Annotated in this window: 17 protein-coding genes; 4 read left to right on the forward strand and 13 right to left on the reverse strand. The window is 55.3% G+C overall.

The features are described from left to right. Nucleotides 1-149: 149 nt before the first annotated feature. The gene (locus G6Q15_RS10305) at nt 150-962 is read left to right on the forward strand and encodes a crotonase/enoyl-CoA hydratase family protein (RefSeq protein ID WP_164118461.1); all 813 of its coding nucleotides are present in this window, start codon (nt 150-152) and stop codon (nt 960-962) included. Between the two features lie 2 nt (nt 963-964). Here G6Q15_RS10305 and G6Q15_RS10310 read toward each other — a convergent pair whose 3' ends face one another. Beyond that, nucleotides 965-1,423, reverse strand: coding sequence for an SRPBCC domain-containing protein (locus G6Q15_RS10310; protein WP_164118463.1), 459 nt, complete (start codon nt 1,421-1,423; stop codon nt 965-967). Nucleotides 1,424-1,472: 49 nt separating this feature from the next. Here G6Q15_RS10310 and G6Q15_RS10315 point away from each other — a divergent pair, with 49 nt between their 5' ends. Continuing rightward, on the forward strand, nt 1,473-1,796 hold the full coding sequence (locus G6Q15_RS10315) for a helix-turn-helix domain-containing protein (RefSeq protein WP_164118465.1): 324 nt from the start codon (nt 1,473-1,475) through the stop codon (nt 1,794-1,796). On the opposite strand, the gene G6Q15_RS10320 is transcribed toward G6Q15_RS10315, so the two are convergent. Both G6Q15_RS10320 and G6Q15_RS10325 read right to left on the reverse strand, forming a co-directional pair. Continuing rightward, nucleotides 1,793-2,227, reverse strand: coding sequence for an acyl-CoA thioesterase (locus tag G6Q15_RS10320; RefSeq protein ID WP_164118467.1), 435 nt, complete (start codon nt 2,225-2,227; stop codon nt 1,793-1,795). The genes G6Q15_RS10315 and G6Q15_RS10320 overlap by 4 nt on opposite strands. Nucleotides 2,228-2,453: 226 nt before the next feature. Next, nucleotides 2,454-3,608 (reverse strand): acyl-CoA dehydrogenase family protein, encoded by a 1,155-nt coding sequence (locus G6Q15_RS10325; protein WP_164118470.1) that lies wholly within the window; start codon nt 3,606-3,608, stop codon nt 2,454-2,456. Nucleotides 3,609-3,768: 160 nt separating this feature from the next. Between G6Q15_RS10325 and G6Q15_RS10330 the strand changes: the two genes are divergently transcribed. Then, a complete protein-coding gene (locus tag G6Q15_RS10330; protein ID WP_164118472.1) occupies nt 3,769-4,953 on the forward strand; it encodes an NAD(P)/FAD-dependent oxidoreductase in 1,185 nt (394 codons plus the stop codon). A gap of 2 nt (nt 4,954-4,955) precedes the next feature. On the opposite strand, the gene G6Q15_RS10335 is transcribed toward G6Q15_RS10330, so the two are convergent. The 9 genes from G6Q15_RS10335 to G6Q15_RS10375 all read right to left on the reverse strand — a co-directional run bounded on the left by G6Q15_RS10335 (nt 4,956) and on the right by G6Q15_RS10375 (nt 15,423). Further along, nucleotides 4,956-7,685: a carboxypeptidase-like regulatory domain-containing protein gene (locus G6Q15_RS10335; protein WP_205518154.1), complete on the reverse strand. Its 2,730-nt coding sequence runs from the start codon at nt 7,683-7,685 to the stop codon at nt 4,956-4,958. Between the two features lie 40 nt (nt 7,686-7,725). Continuing rightward, nucleotides 7,726-8,544, reverse strand: coding sequence for a molecular chaperone (locus G6Q15_RS10340; RefSeq protein ID WP_164118476.1), 819 nt, complete (start codon nt 8,542-8,544; stop codon nt 7,726-7,728). Between the two features lie 185 nt (nt 8,545-8,729). Then, nucleotides 8,730-9,221 carry a DUF4402 domain-containing protein gene (locus tag G6Q15_RS10345; protein ID WP_164118478.1) on the reverse strand — a complete coding sequence of 164 codons (492 nt, stop codon included), beginning with the start codon at nt 9,219-9,221 and terminating at the stop codon, nt 8,730-8,732. 210 nt (nt 9,222-9,431) lie between these two features. After that, nucleotides 9,432-10,355 carry a ParB/RepB/Spo0J family partition protein gene (locus tag G6Q15_RS10350; RefSeq protein WP_240330846.1) on the reverse strand — a complete coding sequence of 308 codons (924 nt, stop codon included), beginning with the start codon at nt 10,353-10,355 and terminating at the stop codon, nt 9,432-9,434. A gap of 20 nt (nt 10,356-10,375) precedes the next feature. Further along, nucleotides 10,376-11,158, reverse strand: coding sequence for an AAA family ATPase (locus G6Q15_RS10355; RefSeq protein ID WP_164118481.1), 783 nt, complete (start codon nt 11,156-11,158; stop codon nt 10,376-10,378). 57 nt (nt 11,159-11,215) lie between these two features. After that, nucleotides 11,216-11,869: an RsmG family class I SAM-dependent methyltransferase gene (locus G6Q15_RS10360; protein WP_164118483.1), complete on the reverse strand. Its 654-nt coding sequence runs from the start codon at nt 11,867-11,869 to the stop codon at nt 11,216-11,218. Beyond that, nucleotides 11,869-13,731 carry a tRNA uridine-5-carboxymethylaminomethyl(34) synthesis enzyme MnmG gene (gene mnmG / locus G6Q15_RS10365; protein WP_164118485.1) on the reverse strand — a complete coding sequence of 621 codons (1,863 nt, stop codon included), beginning with the start codon at nt 13,729-13,731 and terminating at the stop codon, nt 11,869-11,871. The genes G6Q15_RS10360 and mnmG overlap by 1 nt, the downstream gene beginning before the upstream one ends. Nucleotides 13,732-13,815: 84 nt before the next feature. After that, the gene (gene mnmE / locus G6Q15_RS10370; RefSeq protein ID WP_164118486.1) at nt 13,816-15,111 is read right to left on the reverse strand and encodes a tRNA uridine-5-carboxymethylaminomethyl(34) synthesis GTPase MnmE; all 1,296 of its coding nucleotides are present in this window, start codon (nt 15,109-15,111) and stop codon (nt 13,816-13,818) included. A gap of 51 nt (nt 15,112-15,162) precedes the next feature. Then, on the reverse strand, nt 15,163-15,423 hold the full coding sequence (locus G6Q15_RS10375; protein ID WP_164118488.1) for a DUF6489 family protein: 261 nt from the start codon (nt 15,421-15,423) through the stop codon (nt 15,163-15,165). Nucleotides 15,424-15,561: 138 nt separating this feature from the next. Between G6Q15_RS10375 and G6Q15_RS10380 the strand changes: the two genes are divergently transcribed. Then, nucleotides 15,562-16,263 (forward strand): dienelactone hydrolase family protein, encoded by a 702-nt coding sequence (locus G6Q15_RS10380; protein WP_164118490.1) that lies wholly within the window; start codon nt 15,562-15,564, stop codon nt 16,261-16,263. Between the two features lie 4 nt (nt 16,264-16,267). On the opposite strand, the gene G6Q15_RS10385 is transcribed toward G6Q15_RS10380, so the two are convergent. After that, nucleotides 16,268-16,987 carry a YjbE family putative metal transport protein gene (locus tag G6Q15_RS10385; protein WP_164118492.1) on the reverse strand — a complete coding sequence of 240 codons (720 nt, stop codon included), beginning with the start codon at nt 16,985-16,987 and terminating at the stop codon, nt 16,268-16,270. Nucleotides 16,988-17,001 lie beyond the last annotated feature (14 nt).

Consider the following 17,001-nt stretch of genomic DNA (forward strand, 5'->3'; position numbering starts at 1 on the left):
GTATAAAGCCGCACGCCTCGTTCATACAGTCAAAGGCCAGGGTTACCGGTTGAACATCGATTAGTTGCCTCGCGCCGCGCTTTAAGGCTGGACATGTGCCGCACAACGATGTTGACTGGCACAAATCAAACAACAGGCGGAATGCTCCCATGACCACCGAAATCCTTACTTTCAAAGACCGTGTCCGTATCGACATTGCAGACCATGTTGCCGATGTGCACCTGATCCGAAGCGACAAGATGAATGCACTCGACCCCGATATGTTTGCGGGCATTATCAAAGCAGGGGCGGCCCTGCATGAACGCAGCGATGTCCGCGCCGTGGTGCTCTCGGGCGAGGGACGCAGTTTCTGTGCTGGACTCGATATGGCCAGTTTTACAGCATTGGGAGACAGCGGCGGCCCCAACAAGCTGACCGATCGCACCTATGGCGACAGTAATAAGTTCCAACAGGTGGCCATGGTGTGGCGCAAGCTGCCCATGCCGGTAATCGCCGCGGTGCATGGCGTGTGTTTTGGCGGCGGCGCACAGATAATGTCTGGCGCGGACATGCGCATTATCGCGCCCGATGCACGGCTGTCGGTCATGGAAATGCGCTGGGGCCTGGTCCCCGATATGGGCGGCTATACAGTCTGGCGGGGTTTCGTACGCGATGACGTTATCCGTGAGCTTACATATACCAACCGCGAATTTAGCGGCGAAGAAGCGTTATCGCTAGGCTTTGCCACGTATAATGACAGCGACCCGCACGGCCGCGCTATGGCAATAGCGACAGAAATTGCCAGCAAAAACCCCGACGCCATCCGCGCAGCCAAGGCACTGTTCAACAAAGTCCCTGACATGGATTCCGACGCCATCCTGATTGAGGAAAGCGTTGAGCAAGCCAAAATCATCCGTAGCCCGAACCAGATGGAGGCCGTGATGGCCTTTATGGGGAAACGCAAGGCGGAGTTTAAAGACTAGCCTTACCTATACATGCCTTCGCGCAAATTGATGCCATGCTCGACCCAGGCTTTCATGGCGCACAGCATTTGTGACCAGCCCATGCAATTGCTGTAAGAGGAATCGAGTCCCGTCTGCGTTTTACGCCAGCCTTTTTCAGTAACAGTGACCAGCGTTCGGCAATTGTTATCCAGCGGCTCGAACGTCATGGTGGTTTCCGTCATATACGGCTCATCGACACCCTCATCACTTGTCTCCCATTCCAGCACGATTTTCTCGTTTTCCACGACTTCGCGGATCAGGACCGGAAATGGGCCGGGACAATCGTGAAACCCCCATATGACTGTCGCACCTGCCTTGATCCGCCCTTTTGCACCGGCAGTGGTGAAATATGCGGACAGCTTGTCGGGATCCGCAACCGCTTCAAATACCTCCTCCACTGGCCCCGCAATCCGCGCACTCACCTTGAACTTCAAATCCACCGTAATTCTCCCTTTGAGTCGCTACAATAATATGTTATATATTTATCACATGTCAATTACAGAAAAATATGATAATGTTTTCAAAGCACTGGCTTCGCCTATCCGGCGGCAAATACTGGATGACTTGCGCGACCAGCCATTAATGACGGGGGTGTTGTGCGAACATTTTCCGGAACTCAGCCGCTATGCGGTTATGCAGCACCTGTCGGTACTGGAAGAGGCTGACCTTGTCATTGTCGAGCGCAAGGGCCGCGAACGTTGGAATTACCTCAACCCGCTCCCTATACACCAGATCCATGAACGTTGGATCGGACCGCATGCCAAAAGGGCGGTAGCTCTTCTGGACCGCCTGAAAGTCGATATTGAAGGCTAGGCCTTTGCCACCTTCAACCGTTCAAATTCTGCACGCAGTTCATCGCCTATGGGAGTGGGGCCGTTTTTGTCGGTGAGCACGATCGTGGTCACACATAGGGCGACGCATTTATCCTGCTGGAACGCGGCCGAATATATATCCCAGCTGCTATTACCGATCCGGCCGATGCCGCTGGCAATCACCACAGGTTCGGGGAAATAGCTTTCAGCGATATAGTCGAGCTTGACCGCCGCGATCAACCAGCGTTGCCCTTCACTACGGCGCTCCACCGATATTGCATGATTGAACTTACCGCGGCCATGTTCAAATAGGCCGGCCATCGCGACATTATTGATATGTCCCAACATGTCGACATCGGCAAAGCGCGTCTCGGTGGGATGCGCGAAGGGATAACTGTTAATATCTGTCTGCCAGCTTTCAGGTCTGGGCATGGTGTGAGGGTATCCTTTTTTGAAGCAGTGTCTTTAGTTTGACGCGCCTGTCTTAACAAGATGGATTGGGATTCTTTGATTAGGTCGGCTCACGCCTCCAGTTCGCTCTTGCTCACAAGCCTGTCCCATCCCGCTCCCCCGCCCAACTCCCGACAGGGTATAATGTCATCGGGAGATTGGGCGGGGGAGCGGGATGGGACAGGCTTATTTCCGTGAGAAAATCAAATCAAAGCCCTCTTCCGATCAGCTCTTTCATAATCTCGCTCGTCCCGCCAAATATCCGCGTCACACGCGCGGCGCGCCAGGCCTTGGCAATGTTATATTCGTTCATATAACCCGCACCACCGTGAAATTGCAGGCATTTGTCCATCACTTCCCATTGCAGCTCGGTATGCCACAACTTTGCCGCGGCGCCTTCTTCAGGCGTCAGTTCTTTTTTGTAATGCCGGTTCAATGCCCAGTCGAGATGCGCCCAACCCACTTGCAGCTTTGTCTTGAGATCCGCCAGCACGAACCGGGTGTTCTGGAAACCCAGTATCGGTTTACCAAACGCCTTGCGTTCACGAACAAATTCAACCGTATCGTCAAATGCCTTTTGCGCGCTCGCCTGCGCCGACACAGCGATCGACAGACGTTCCTGCGGCAATTCGCTCATCAGATAGATAAAACCCTTGCCTTCTTCACCCAGGCAGTTGGTCATCGGTACGCGTACATCATTAAAGAAAAGCTCTGACGTATCGGCGGCATCCTGTCCGATCTTATCAAGGTTGCGGCCACGTTCAAAACCTTCACGGTCCCCTTCGACAAGGATGATGGACATGCCTTGCCACGCTTTTTCCGCATCAGGATCGGTCACGGCGCATACCAGAGTCAAATCTGCATTTTGGCCATTGGTGATATAGGTTTTGGAGCCGTTAATGACGTAGTGATTGCCGTCTTTTTTGGCCGAAGTGCGCATCCCTTGAAGATCGCTACCCGTACCCGGCTCAGTCATCGCAATTGCGGTAATCGTCTCGCCAGATACCAGCCGCGGCAGCCATTTCTGCTTCTGTTCTTCGGAACCGTAATTGACAATATAGCTGACCACGATGTCCGATTGCAGCGAAAAGCCCAGCGGCGATCCGCCGGTATAGGCAACCTCTTCGTCAACGATTGCATTATAGCCGAAATTAAGCCCCAACCCGCCATATTCCTCGGGCACAGTGGGGCACAGCATGCCCAGCTCACCCGCCTTGGGCCACAGCTCCCTGGGGACGATCTTATCCTTGTCCCACTGTTCCGCATTGGGCGCGACTTCCTTTTCCATAAAGGCGCGCACGGTATCGCGAAACGCCTCATGGTCTTCACTATAGGCACTACGCGGGATACGATCGAGGGACATGGACATTCTCCGTTAGCTTATCTGTTGTTGGCGGGTTTAGCGACATGGCCATGCGTAGGTCAATCCAATTTAACCGCTTGGTTAAACTTATGCCGCTACCTTGCTTTTGCACCGCCAGCCATGCAGAGGGAGCGGATTACCAACAGACAAAGGATGTGCATTGCCCGAACAGCCTGACCATTACGACGCCATTATCCTGGGCGCAGGCGGTGCGGGCATGATGTGTGCGGCCATGGCCGGGCAGCGCGGGCGGCGCGTGCTGCTGATCGACCATGCGGACAAACCGGGCAAGAAAATTCTGATATCTGGCGGCGGGCGCTGTAATTTCACCAATATACAAACCGCCCCCGACCGTTATCTGTCCGGGAACCCGCATTTTGCCAAGTCCGCGCTTAGCCGCTACACGGCACAGGATTTTATCGCGCTTGTGGACAGTCACGGCATTGCCTGGCACGAAAAAACACTGGGTCAGCTCTTCTGCGATGGGCCTGCTTGCCAGATTGTCGATATGCTGCTGGCTGAGTGCGAGAAAGGCAGGACCCACATCCTGCTCGGTGATGCAGTTGGTGACGTCAGCCATGATGGATCGCATTATAAAGTCGCGCTGCGCGACAAAATCTATACAGCGCCCAAACTTGTCGTGGCCACGGGCGGTCCGTCCATTCCGAAAATGGGTGCCACCGGTTTTGCCTATGACCTGGCGCGGCAATTCGGCCTGAAAATTGTCGAGCCGCGTCCGGCGCTGGTGCCGCTTACACTGGGCGGTGATGAAGTGATGTTCCGTGAGCTTTCCGGAGTCTCGGCGAATGTAGTCGCGACCTGCGGCAAAACGCGTTTCCGCGAAGCCGCACTATTCACCCATCGCGGCCTGTCTGGGCCAGCTATATTGCAGGTTTCCTCTTACTGGCGTCATGGCGACATGCTGAAGATCAGCTTCCTGCCAGACCATGAGCCGGGCTGGCTGAAAAATGCCAAGAAGGACAGGCACAGCGCTACCCTAGCCTCGCTATTATCGTCACATCTTCCCGCACGGCTCGCGGCGGCACTGGCGGAGAAACTGGACCTTCCCGGCACACTTGCCAACCTGCCGGACAGGAAACTCGCGATGGCTGAAGAACAGTTGGCGAGCTGGGCATTCCACCCCAATGGCAGCGAGGGATTTGCCAAGGCCGAGGTCACGGCGGGCGGGGTCAGCACCGCGGAGCTGTCTTCCAAAACAATGGAAGCGCGGAAAATGCCTGGCCTGTACGTTATTGGTGAGGCCGCTGATGTTACCGGCTGGCTTGGTGGCTATAATTTTCAGTGGGCCTGGGCAAGCGGCTGGGCCGCGGCGCAGGATATATAGGGTTATTCATTGAGTGTTGCAGGATCAGGTGCAGCACCCGCGATGCCGGAACTGCGCGCGCGCGCCTTCACATAACCGAGCTTCACAAGCGATTCCGCATCCGACAACACAGCCCTTGCGCCAAGGGTCCTCTCAATACGCGCCGCATCCGCTGACAGTTTGGCCACACGGATGCTGTACGCGCCATAGGGCACACTTTCAAAAAGGAAGAAACCGTCAAATTCGCTGCGTGTCGTTCGCACCACACGGTTTTCAGCATCAAGCAGCTCCAGGTCAACACCCTGCAATGTGCCGCCACCGCTGCTGATCAGCGTGCCATCAATTTCGCCTGCACTCACCAGCGGCAGCTCTATGCGCGCGGCAATGCCAGGCCGCGGCGTCACCACGACACCCGCATTGGCGGGCTGAACAAACGGATCAGGCAGGCTGCCCGCATCAATGCCGATCAATATTGGCTGGAACGGCTGCAGGCCATCGACAATTGCGCGGCCATTGGCATCGGTCGCAGTCAACGCAGTGGTGCGGCCGGCAACAAGCTCCACATCCTTTTCCACTGGTTCATCCGCCTGCCTTATGCCATCGCGGTTCCGGTCGCGGAACACAATCGCCATCGCCTGGCCATTGGTGGCGAGTTTTTCATTGGAAAAGCGGATCTTCCCACTGCGCGGATCGGGGCCAATGCTGAAAGCAAGGTTGAGGCCCGCCGCAACCGACCCGTCACTGGCCAGTTCCGCACTCGCATTAAGCGAAAATGCGTTGAACTGCCGAATATAGCCTAATGCGCCGCGCACCCGGCTCTGCGGGCCATCATAGGCCAGTTCCGCACGCAAGTCCGACCGCTCGCCCGACCGCCATTCGGCAATCGCCGACACACGTTCGAAACGCGCCTCAGGCGACAACCGAAAGCGGCCTTCACCGCGCAGCCGCACCTTGCCCAGCCGGACATTCGCAAGCACACCTGTTTCAATCCGGTCGGGTGGACTTGGTCCGTATTTTGATATGTTTTTCCGATAGTTAACTTCATTTGTCAGTGATATGTTCCGGAAATTATATGATACTCTGCTGGAAATCTCGGCGCTATCGAGCCCGGTTGCCCGGGTTTTGTATCGCGCTTCCAGCTCGACCGGCAGTGTGGAACGCCCCATTTTGAAGAAATGGTTGAACGTCAGGCTATGCCGCCCGTTTACATCGATATCGAGCAGGTCAGAATCAAAATCATTCTCCGCCCAGATCGTTTCGGCACGGAAATGCGTATCGCCAATCTGCCCCAATATCTGCCCACGCAAGGCGCCTGCACCTGACAGGTTATAGGCGCCCGAAAATTCAGCCAATGCAGGTCCAATAGCACGTCGCAGCGATGCCTCAAGATACTGATGCCGCCGCCCATCCACACGCAGGCTGTGCAACGCCGCAGCAACCGACGTCCTGGCGTCAACACCGCGTTCCAGGCCAAAACTCCCCCGCCAGCCGCTATTTTCAGGTACTGCAAAGCCATCTCCGATGGTGACAAGGTCACGCCCTGCCTGGTTAAATCCTGCCCAATAATAGGTTTTTCGGGGTGGTATCGAATCCAGCCCCACAGGCACACTTTTCTGTTCGCGCCGCACCTGCCCCTGCGGGCCATGAAGCACGACTTCGAAACTGTTATTGCCATACAGCAGCGGGATATCGACAAATTCATAGCGACCATCGCTGCGGCTTTCGGCAAAGCCGAGCAATTGCCCGTTGCGATAAAGCTCTGCGTCCCAGCCAACCGGCAATTCACCGCGAAAACTGGTGCGGTCATATGTATCCGGACGTTCGATCGGACGGTTGGTTACAAACGCGCCGCGGCCAACAACCGATTGCGCCACCAAAGGTGTCGTATAGGTGATGACATCGCCCACCGCTACCTGTGTAGCCTTGAGTGGGCCGAGCAATTTCGCTTTTGGATCAGCGCGATAGGCGCGCAGGCGCAAGCTTTGCGGAACAGCTTTGTTGTCGGACGAGAGCCGCGCATCAAACGAAGCCTTGCCGATTTCACCCGATGCAAAGATTTCATAGCGCGCATCAACCTGTCCGCCGCGTCTCTTGTCGCGCAGGCCGCCGACCGAAACAACCGCATCCACCGACGGTGTGCGCCACACCTTATAGGGCTGTGATGCCTGGGGCAGTGATGCCAGATCAAATTCTTTGCGTGGCCGCACTTTCGCCGCCCGTTCGCGGCGCTCGATTGCCAGCTGAAACGGCAGTTTACGCTTTGCCGACATGAGCAGCACGGCATTTGACAGATCTGGCGTCAATGTGACGTCAAACCATTCGGACAGGCTTTTCGAATCCACGCACCACCCTTCGGGCGCATCATAAATCTCGCCTTTTGCGAGGGTACGCTTATTGTTCACGTTTTGTACCATATTCTGGTCACGGTCGATGCGCAGGATTTCATTCTCCCCAAACAACCAGCCAGTTGCGCGGCGCGACTTTTTATCGAGCCGGACCGGCACATCAAGCGCCATTATAGTGTCGGCCAGGTCAAGGCATATACCCCTGTCGGTCTGATACCCGCGAATGCCATCGCCCATCCGGTACTGTCCGACCCGCAGGTCCAGCAGAACAGCATCATCCTCATTAGCAGTCCAGCTGACACTATCCTCATCCTGCGCATAAACGGGCGAAACCGGACCCATGGCGAGTCCGGTTATCGCTGCGGCCATTATGGCCAGCCGTCTGGAAAGGTTGGAGAAATATGTCATCGGTGCTGGATTATACCTGGCCTTCTATCCGGGCCTGACGCTATTTAAGCACTGTCTGCACTGAAGCGATAAGACCGCCTCCAGCGCTACTGGCCTCAAAATACTCGATTTTCACCGGTCCGGTGAGCTGGCGGGCAATTTCCGGGGGTACGGGTAATTTCACTGCGCGCGCGTCCACCTCGGCATAAACCGCGATGCCGCGTGCAACGAGCAATGGCTCATCCAACCCCGGTTTGGTTACACGTATTTCGCCATAGGTTGACTTGTCGCCCCGCCGTGACAGATCAAATGCAAAAGCAGCGCCATACTGATCGGTAACGACACGGCCATTGGCAATGGCCGCGCTCGCCTGCAGCTGACCCTTGCGTATGATGACCGGAATGGTGACGCCATAAATAGGTGTCAGTGCAATGGATAGTCCTTGTGCCTCACCCGCCTGCGGGGCCACCGGCCTGGCTTTCGGTATTGCCCGGAACAGCATGTGCGCCCGGTATTCTCCATCTGCCAACCCTTCAGGCGGCCGGACACCGATGCGGATCGCCTGTGGCTGGTTCGGTGCCAGTGTAATGCGGCGCGGCGCATAGCGGATCATCGACAACGCCGCCTGTTCCAACGCGTTTGCCTCTTCCTTTGTCACTTCGTCCAGCTTGCCATCTGTGGTCATCCGCCGCAGTTCCAGGCTGATCCGGTACGTCGCGGGCTCCGCACCTACATTGTTGAGTATCACCTCAGTTCCGCGCGCACCGTCCAGCACAACGCGGGTCGGCGCCACCAGCAGGTCTCCTGCTGCCTGCGCTGGAAGCGGCGCCAGCATCAATGCTGCTGCCCATATATATAGGCTTTTGGTGAATCCGGACATGTACATACTCCCGCAGAAATTTTTACTTCTCATGCAAGGAGTGTCGCTCAATATGGTTTATATTTCGCTAACCATAACCTAAAAGGCCGAAGAAAAGAGACGTAAAAAAGCCGCGCCCTGTTTTCACGGGGAACGCGGCTTTTTCTGTATTTTCAGCCGGCCTGATGTCAGCGCTGTTTCAGATATTACTGATATTCAACAGTCACATCAAAATTGCCGACATAGTCGCCTGCAGCCTGATTTGCGGCGACTGCAAGTGTGCCGCCTACTGTAAAGCTGTCACCGCCAGCCAGTACCAATGAAGCGTCGCTGCCGGAAAGTGAAGCTGTCATGCTGTTACCGCCGCTTACCAAGTTTACCGAAGGATCAACTGTAATATCAACAGTTTCACCAGCTGTACCTGTTACATCGAAAGCCGCCGCTGTGGTTGTGCCAGAGCATACCAGCGCCGCATCACATGATACCGAACCATCAGCAGAGCTCAGTGCAACATTGCCGCCGGTCGCGCCCACAACAACTGTGCCAAAATCAAGATCAGATGTTTTTGTGACCGTTATCTGCTCAAGGATGGTGGCGCGCGCATCGGCATTGGCCGTTGCAGCATTCGCAGAGGTGGAAACGAGAGCAGCCGCCAGTACAGCAGAGCCAGCGGTCAGAAATTTCGCTTTGTTAAACATATATTTGGTCCCTTTAGAATTGCGCCACGGCGCAGTGGTCATCTTGGGACGCCCCCATGGCGGCCCTGAGAACGGATAATCCACTCCATTCACGAGCTCTTATGGACACAAAGATTTCAGAAATTGCTTAGAAACAGGGTGAAGAAAAGGTTAAATTCTTACCCTTTTAGGATTAATAGTCATATATATCAGAACTTTAATGAATTTACCTTAAAGCCCCTCACCCGAAAGGCGCTGGCATATCAGGTCAAGCTGATCGAGATTTCCATACCGAATCACCACCTGCCCGCTGCTATGATTCGAATCGGACGTGATTTTCACTTTCAGGCCAAGAAGGTCTTCCAAATGACGTTCCACAGCGGCGATATCGGCATTACCGCTATCCAGAGACTTGGTTTCCAGAGGCGGCTCGGCCTGCTTGCGCGGGCCCCGCACCAGTTTTTCCGTCTGGCGCACGGACAATCCTTGCGCCACCACGTCCTTTGCGATCGCCGCCGCATTCTCGCTGTTGATCAATGCGCGGGCGTGGCCCATGGAAAGGTCGCCTTCAGCCACCATCTGCAGCACGGAATTAGGCAAGGCCAGCAATCGCACCAGATTGGCAACATGACTGCGCGACTTGTCTACCAACTTGCCGATTTTCTTGTGTGAACAGCCCTGGCTATCCATAAGACGTTGATAGGCTTGCGCTTCCTCTACAGGGTTCAGGTCTTCGCGCTGAATATTCTCGATCAGCGCTATGGCCAGAGTGTCTTCATCGCTTAGATCACGGACGATTGCCGGAATTTCGTGCAATTTGGCACGCTGTGCCGCACGCCAACGGCGTTCACCCGCCACCAACTGATAACCGCCCTTCCCGGCGGGCCGCACAATAATCGGCTGAATCACGCCGCGTTTTGAGATACTATCCGCCAACTCCTCCAGCGCTTCATCACTGAAATAACGACGCGGCTGGTCAGGATGCGGCTTGATCTGGGCAACCGAGATATTCTGCACTCCGCCTGTTGCAGCAGGGCTATCACCCGAAGAGGTTTGTACCAGTGGCTCTTCACGCTGTACTTCGCCCAAAAGCGCATTCAATCCGCGTCCAAGCCCCGTGTTTTTCTTTTTGGCGATTGTCATATCCTTACCCATTATTATTTCTTTACAACTGTTTATGCTGCAACCTTGCGATCCGGCATACGGCCGATCAATTCGCGTGCAAGCGAGATATAAGCCTCTGACCCTGCGCATTTATGATCATATACCAGCGCTGGCAGACCATGGCTCGGAGCCTCGGACAGCCGTACGTTGCGCGGTATAACTGTGCCGAACACCAATTGCCCCAGGCAGGCGCGCACATCGTCAGACACCTGTTCAGTCAGCCGGTTGCGCCGGTCGTACATTGTCAGCACTACGCCTATGATCGACAGATCCGCATTAAACCTGTTCTGGACGCGCTCGACCGTCTGCAAAAGTTGACTAAGCCCCTCCAACGCGAAGAATTCGCATTGCAACGGCACCAGCAAAGAATCCACGGCCACCAACGCATTGAGCGTCAACAAACCAAGTGACGGTGGACAATCAATTACACAAACATCCCAATGATTTGCGGGCACATTATCCAATGCGTTCTTAAGCCGGTGTGTGCGCTGTTCAAACTCGACCAACTCTACTTCTGCTCCTGACAGATCCTGCGTAGCGGGAATAATGTCAAGCTGTGGGATAGCCGTAGATACTGCGCATTGCTCAAGGTCAGCTTCACCGGTCAGCAATTCATAGCTTGAGTTTTCACGGTCAGATTGTTCGATGCCCAGACCTGTGGAAGCATTGCCTTGCGGATCAAGGTCCACCAGTAAAACACGCCAACCAATGGCCGCAAGTGCTGTTGCGACATTAATAGTCGTGGTGGTTTTTCCAACGCCGCCTTTTTGGTTTGCAATGGCGATACGGATCATTATCAACTCCCAATAGCGCCCGTTTCACGTGAAACAAAATATAAACCTATAATTCAGCTATTTAACAAGATAGCCGCTTAATATTTTTGCATCTTCATCGGTGATGCTGTGTTTCACGTGGAACAAATGTTGCCATTTATCACTCAGCGCTTCCAATTCCTTAGACGCATTTCGTCCCTTGGGAAGCAGCCATAATGTTTTTTCTGTGGAAAATCGCTCTGTGAGAAGCAGTAATCGGTCAAGCGGTGCAAAAGCACGAGCACTGATGACTGCAGTGTCGAAACTGTCCAGGTTTTCAAGTCGCGTCCCTTCAACACGCGCGGCACGGCCAAGATCGAACCGCTCCACCATACGTTGCAGATAGTCGATACGGCGCGCGCGCGATTCCACCATCACAACTTCCCAGCTGCTGAGCATTGCTATGACAAGTCCTGGAAAACCCGCGCCTGTGCCTAGATCCAGCCAGGCGCCGCCCGCTTCTGAATGCCCATAAGACTTGGCAAGGCCCAGTAATTGCGCGCTGTCAACGATATGCCGTATCCAGATATGCGGCAAAGTCGACGGAGCAATCAGGTTCTGTGACTTGGCCTCTTTTTCCAGGACCACACAAAATTCAGACAATTTGTCCAGAGTTTCACTTGAAACATCCAGGTGGCTTCGTAGCCATTCGCGTGCTTCATTTTCAGATGTTATGATGGAAAGTGGAATCATCAGGCAGCCAGTCTTTTGACATGCACCATAATCGCTACCAAAGCTGCCGGCGTCACGCCTCGAACCCTTCCCGCCGCTGATAAAGTCTCTGGCCGCGCCTTTTCCAATCTTTCTACCATTTCATTGGAAAGACCTGTAATTGCACGATAATTAATATGGTCGCCCAGTTCAATCTGCTCGTTCGCACGCAAGTCGCGCATCTCCGCGTCCTGCCTAACCAGATAAGGTGCATAACGCGCATCTTCCTCAATCTCAACCAGCAAATCATCTGAGGCATCCCCCATAAGCGGCAGAAATGGCTGCATATCTTTCAGGGCGATATTCGGGAAACGGAGCCAGTCAAAAAGCGATTGCTTCGCACCGTCAGCCTTTACGCTAAAGCCCGCTTCAATCATTTTATCTGATGCGATTTGGCGTGACAGGCCATGCATTATCTCTGCCTTGCTGCTCTCCCGTGCGGCAAACCAATCTCTCCTATCTGCTCCTATACATCCCAACTCCATGCCAATCCCCGTGAGCCGTGATGAGGCATTATTGGCACGCAACCGCAAGCGATATTCCGCCCGCGCTGTCAGCATACGATAAGGCTCGGTAACGCCCTGTAATGTCAAATCATCCACCATTACAGCTAGATAGCTATTGGCACGGTCGAGCCTGGGCGTATCGCGTCCATGGATTGCACACGCCGCGGCCATACCCGCAATCAGGCCCTGTGCTGCTGCCTCCTCATAGCCGGTCGTCCCATTAATCTGTCCCGCGCAATACAGGCCTTCAAACTCGCGGATAGCAAGATTACGGTCAAGCGCGCGTGGATCGATATGGTCATATTCCACCGCATAGCCGGGTACGACAATTTCAGCGTTTTCCATACCCTGCATCGCACGCACCATGGCCACCTGAATATCAGTGGGAAGAGACGTGCTTATCCCATTGGGATAGACCAGATGTGTGTCCAGTCCTTCCGGCTCCAGGAACACTTGATGCCCATCCCGGTCACCAAAACGAAAAATCTTGTCCTCAATCGAAGGGCAATAACGCGGGCCTTCGGCATCAATGGCTCCGCTAAAAAGTGGCGAGCGATCAAGGCCAGAGCGGATAATATTGTGCGCTTCCGCATTAGTACGAGTGATTGCGCAGAAAATTTGTGGGATAGAACGGTGCGGCGTCAGCGGTGACATAGTCCAGTCGCCATCGTCGCTTGGCTGTTCCTCCAACGCTGCCCAGTTAATTGTCCGCCCGTCAATGCGCGGCGGTGTCCCGGTTTTCAGCCGCGCCATGGGTAGATCCGCATCGCGCAGTTGCTCAGCCAGCAATGTAGCAGCATTTTCGCCTGTCCGGCCGCCCACCATACGCTCTTCGCCGCGATAGAGCTTTCCGCCCAGAAATGTGCCGGTTGCAAGAATGACGGCACTTGCGGAAATTTCGCTGCCATCTGCCAGAATAACGCCAGAGACTTGCCTTGAGCTATCACCCGTAAAGCGCAGTGCTGCGACCTCTCCTTCGACAATGGTAAGGTTATCTTGCGCATCCAGCATGTGGTGGATCGCCGCTTTATAGAGATTGCGGTCCGCCTGTACGCGCGGACCCTGTACCGCGCTACCCTTGCTCTGATTGAGCATGCGGTAATGGATGGCGGCCGCGTCGGCGGCGCGCGCGATCAACCCATCAAAAGCATCAACTTCGCGCACCAGATGGCCTTTGCCCAGCCCGCCAATCGCGGGATTGCAGGACATCGCACCGATGGAGTCGCGTGTAAAGCTCACCAGCGCAGTGCGGCACCCCATACGCGCAGCAACAGCCGCAGCCTCACACCCGGCATGACCGCCGCCAATCACGATAATGTCAAAGTCATGCTTTTCCATGGATGTGCCGATAAAGGAATTTGCGAGCCCGGTCAAAGGGCGATTATGCGTGTTTCACGTGAAACACCTGTTAGAATTCAAGGGCTACTTGCCGATACAAAAACGCCCGAACAATGCATCGAGCATATCTTCTGTATGCGTGCTGCCAAGCAATCCATCGAGCGCAGCGCGGGCAAGGCGCAGCTCTTCTCCGATCAGCAGGTAATCCTCAAGCTCTGCTATACTGGTAAGCGCGGTCGACACATTCAGCAGATGCATACGTTGACGCTGGTTAACGGCAAAGCTGTCGGGCGGCGGTAATAATACGCTTGCGCTCGACACTAGCTTTGCGATCAACCGGTCAAGATTTTCACCCGTACGCGCCGACAGCCGGATATCCGCACCGGATTTTGCGTATGGTGGCGTGCCGTCAACCTGTGCTTCAATTTCCCATAGCATAGGATGCTGAGGCCCCTCGCCTTCCGCACCGAGCCACAGCACGATATCTGCCTCACCAATAACAGTGCGCGCCCGCTCTATGCCAATTTTCTCGATCGCATCACCTTCGGCATCGCGCAGACCGGCCGTGTCGGTAAACACAAAAGGTATGCCCTGAAACGCGACCGGCACTTCGATGATATCACGCGTGGTACCCGCGATATCCGAGACAATGGCAGCCTCTTTTTCTGTTAATCGATTGATTAAAGTTGATTTTCCTGAATTTGGCGGGCCTGCGAGCACCACCCGGATTCCCTCTTTCAGTTTCTCTGCCGATGGCTGATCCAGCACCGCGTCTATCGCGCTGCGCATTGTGCTCGCCTCTACCTTCAACGCATCAAGCGCGCCGGCTGCCACATCATCCTCATCGGAAAAATCAAGTTCCGCCTCGACCCGTGCTGACAGTTTTAGAATATCCTCACGCCAGCTTTCTATGGCTTGAGAGAACCGACCGCTCAGTGCTGACATTGCCGCCTGTCGCTGCAATTCGCTTTCTGCGGTGAGCAAGTCGCCCAGCCCTTCGGCTTCAGCCAGGTCCATGCGGCCGTTCAGGAAAGCGCGCCGTGTAAATTCACCCGCAATGGCTGCACGAAGACCGTGCATATCGGCAAGACACGTCTCCACAGCGCGCACCACGGCACGGCCGCCATGCAGGTGCAGCTCGGCCAGATCTTCTCCCGTCGCGGTATCGGGGCCCGGAAACCACAGTACAAGCGCGTGATCGAGCGTGGCCCCGGTTTCAGGATGGACGAGCTGGCGCAGCGATGCCTGACGCGGCGCAGGCAGGCTGCCGCCAAGCGCCTGTAACGCGGCGCCTGCCTGCGTGCCACTGATCCGCATCACGGCGATGGCGGCGGGTGGCTGCCCCGAGGACAGCGCGAAAATGGTATCCTGTGCCGCCATAAGCGCCCACTCCCACGGCCAGTTGCTGCACGCCCAGAACGGACGTAACTATTAGTTTTTCTTGGACTTCTTACTACCGCCCGATGCCGACGACATGCCTGTTTCCATCAGCGACTGGAAAAAGCGCAACCCCATTTCGCCCATGGGCGCGATATTCTTGGCGAGATTCTGCAGCTGTTCGACATTGGTGGCGCCTTCCATCGCGCTCTTCACACCTTCGACATATTTGTCATTGACCGCCGATACATCGGGAAGCCCCAGAAAACGGCGCATTTCCTCCGGCGTGCAATCCAATTCAACATTCACTTTCATATCATGTTCCTTTCACGGCATCCTCCATATCCAAACGATATGCCCGATCCGATAATGGCTGTGCTGCGCCCTTATCATCCAACCCAAAATGGGTATAAATGGCGCATAAAGCAAATGGTTTGATGTGAGGAGAGTAAAATGGCGGCGATGGAAGATGTGATCACACTCAGCGGTGACGGTATATTTTCGGCTTATGTAAGCCGTCCGGAAGGCACGCCAAAGGCCGCTATTGTCGTGATTCAGGAAATATTCGGGGTGAATGCGGGTATCCGTAAAAAATGCGATAACTGGGCGGAAAAAGGCTATCTCGCGGTCGCCCCTGACCTGTTCTGGCGGCTTGAGCCCGGCATCAATCTCGACCCGGATGTGCCAGAAGAATTTAAGCAGGCACTCGAATGGATGGGCAAGTTCAACCAGGATCAGGGCATTCGCGATATCGAGGCAACCATCAAATATGCGCGCGCCGCAGTTGGCGGCGGCAAGGTTGGTTGTGTCGGTTATTGCCTGGGCGGGCGGCTCGCTTTCATGACCGCCGCGCGCACCGATATCAACGCATCAACCGGCTATTACGGAGTGGGTATAGACGGCCTGCTGGGTGAGAAACACGCAATCGCCCATCCGCTCATGCTGCATATCCCGACCGAGGACGGCTTTGTGGATGCGGACACGCAAAAAGCGATGCATGACGCCCTGTATGGCCACCGAAAAGTCACGCTGCACGATTATGAAGGCCTCGACCACGGCTTCGCCACCGAATTCGGCAAGCGCCGTGACGAGGCCGCCGCAAGACTGGCTGACAGCAGGACAGAAGCATTTTTTGAAAGGGAGTTGTTTGGGTAGCTGGCTACCCAAACAACTGCAATACGCCCAGTTCAGGGTCGAGTATGCCATCATAGATCATCTTGCCCGCGACATAGACAATGACGGCAAGGCCGATATAGGCGATCCAGCGGTAGCGTTCGATATATTTTGCGATGAAATTGGCCGCGACGCCCATGAGCGCGACAGCGATAATCAGGCCGACAATCAGGATTCCCGGATGCTCGCGCGCCGCGCCCGCAACCGCGAGCACATTGTCGAGGCTCATCGACACATCGGCAACCGCAACCGCCCAGGCCGCAGCGGCAAAGCTTTTACCAGGCCGGATGCCGCTATGCTCGTCACCTTCAATTTCAGGAGACCCCACATTGCCCACCGGGTGCAGTTCACGCCACATCCTCCAGGCCACCCAGAGCAAAAGCAGCCCGCCCGCCAGGATTAGCCCAATAACCCCCATCAGATAGGTGACAGTCAGCGCAAACACGATCCGCAACACCAGCGCCGCGAGTATCCCGATCATGATTACCTTGCGCCGCTGGTCGGGCGGCAAGCCCGCCGCCAGCGCGCCCACGGCAATCGCATTGTCGCCGGCCAGCACCAGATCGATCAGCAACACCTGCCCGAACGCCGCCAGCGCGCCAGGTTCAGTGATGTTGGAAAAATCATGGACAATCGCGTCCCAGATTTCAGCGGGCGAACCAAGGCCGCTCACAGCAGCAGCAAAGAACAACAAGAAATCAGGCATGTGTCGGCGCTCCG

The organism is Sphingorhabdus sp. Alg239-R122 (assembly GCF_900537065.1).
In the GTDB taxonomy this organism is placed as follows: domain Bacteria; phylum Pseudomonadota; class Alphaproteobacteria; order Sphingomonadales; family Sphingomonadaceae; genus Alg239-R122.